A 1,683-nucleotide genomic window follows, 5' to 3' on the forward strand; every position below is an offset into this window, starting at 1 on the left:
ACCTCAACGGCGTCTTCACGATGTTCAACAACATCAGCACCAGCAACAACATCAACAGCCCCGGCGCCAGCAACAACACCAACCAGAACTTCACGGGGTCAACCCGCTGAAAACCGGCACCTCGTCAGGGCCATTCGCTGAGGTGGCCCTGACGCGTGGCCGCTTCCGCACCCCGGCTGGTCGCCCCACACCGGACGATCGCTTGGACGCGGGCCGAAACGGTGCGGGGCGACAATCCCCGACTCATGGCGCAACCCGCGCGATGGAGACCATGAGCCCTGTGTGACACACCAGAACGGGAGACTCCTGTGTTCCGGGGAACAGCTACCGCGACGGGCGTACCACCGAGGGATTCGTGTAGCCGGCCACCGGTGCCGTCGCCATCGTCGATGACCGGTGCGATGACCACAGAGCCCGCCATCGCTCGCCGAAAGTGGGCCGGATGGGGCAACCGCACACAGATGCTCGTGGCGGTGGTGGCGGCAATCGCCGGGGGGCTGCTGCTCCCCGGCCCGGCCGAACCGCGGGGCCTGATCCGCAGCGGCGATGCCGCGCACGCCTCCTTCGCCCCTGCCACCCATGGCCGCATACCGGTCCATGGACGGGCGATGGCAACCGCGCCCGGCCATGCCGCCGCCGGCCCTCGAATCCGGTCACTGAGGGCGGTTGTGCGAGCCACCCTCCCCCACGATCCCCGGGCGTTCACCCAAGGTCTGGAGTTCCGCGGCGCCACCCTCTACGAGAGCACGGGGCTGGTCGGCCGATCCTCCCTTCGCGCCGGACCGCCAGGCAAGCCGCCCACCCGGCGGGTCGAATTGCCGGCACCCTTGTTCGGCGAGGGCATCACATTCTCGAGTGCCAGGCTATGGCAGCTCACCTGGCGTAATGGCATCGCCATCGAGCGCGACCCCGCCACCCTCGAGGAACGTCGCCGAGTTAGCTACCGGGGCGAAGGCTGGGGCCTGTGTCACCAGCACATCGCCGGGCGGGAACGGCTGGTGATGAGCGACGGAACAGACCGACTCACCTTCCGCGACCCCGACACCTTCACGGCGACAGGCGGCATCGACGTGCGCAAGGACGACACCTCCGCCACACGCCTCAACGAACTGGAATGCGTGCCCGACGGATCCATTTATGCCAACGTGTACGGGACCGACACGATCCTGCGCATCGACCCGCACACCGGCGCCGTCACCGCGCACATCGATGCATCCGGACTCCTGACCGCCGCCGAAGGCCGTCGAGCCGGCCCACTGAACGGCATCGCCGCCGTACCAGGCACCGATCGCTTTCTGATCACCGGCAAACTTTGGCCCGTCATGTTTCAGGTCGCCTTCGTCCCCAGATGAGCCATCCCGCTGATCGCCCTTCGATCAACTCCCGGTGAAGGTCCGACGGCACACCTCCTGAACTCGATTCACCACCCGAGCAGCAGAAGGGGCAGCCAAGAGGCCAGCGCACACACGGTCCGGACTGGGATGAGGCCCAGATCACGACTGCGGTGCGTGGAGTGGGGGTGCTCATGAACGGATTCCTCCCCCGGACACATCGTGCGGCGCAGTCATACGGTGGGCGGGAATGCACCGCATCGTCGGTGCGCCGCCGTGTGGAGGCCACCCGCGCCATCGTGCGCATCACAACCGCGCCGCCCCGGCATTCGGTGCGCGCACCGAATGCCGG

At 67.6% G+C, this 1,683-nt stretch carries 1 protein-coding gene; it reads left to right on the plus strand.

Translation table 11 applies throughout. The annotated features are described in order from the left end of the window. Nucleotides 1-401: 401 nt before the first annotated feature. Entirely contained in the window at nt 402-1,352 is a 951-nt protein-coding gene (locus ABZ318_RS39555) for a glutaminyl-peptide cyclotransferase (protein WP_356907247.1), read from the plus strand. Nucleotides 1,353-1,683 lie beyond the last annotated feature (331 nt).

The organism is Streptomyces sp. NPDC006197 (genome assembly GCF_040613865.1).
Classification (GTDB): Bacteria; Actinomycetota; Actinomycetes; order Streptomycetales; family Streptomycetaceae; genus Streptomyces.

Coding starts and splice junctions, on each gene's coding strand:
- ABZ318_RS39555 (WP_356907247.1), top strand. CDS start 402: ATGACCACAGAGCCCGCCATCGCTCGCCGAAAGTGGGCCGGATGGGGC.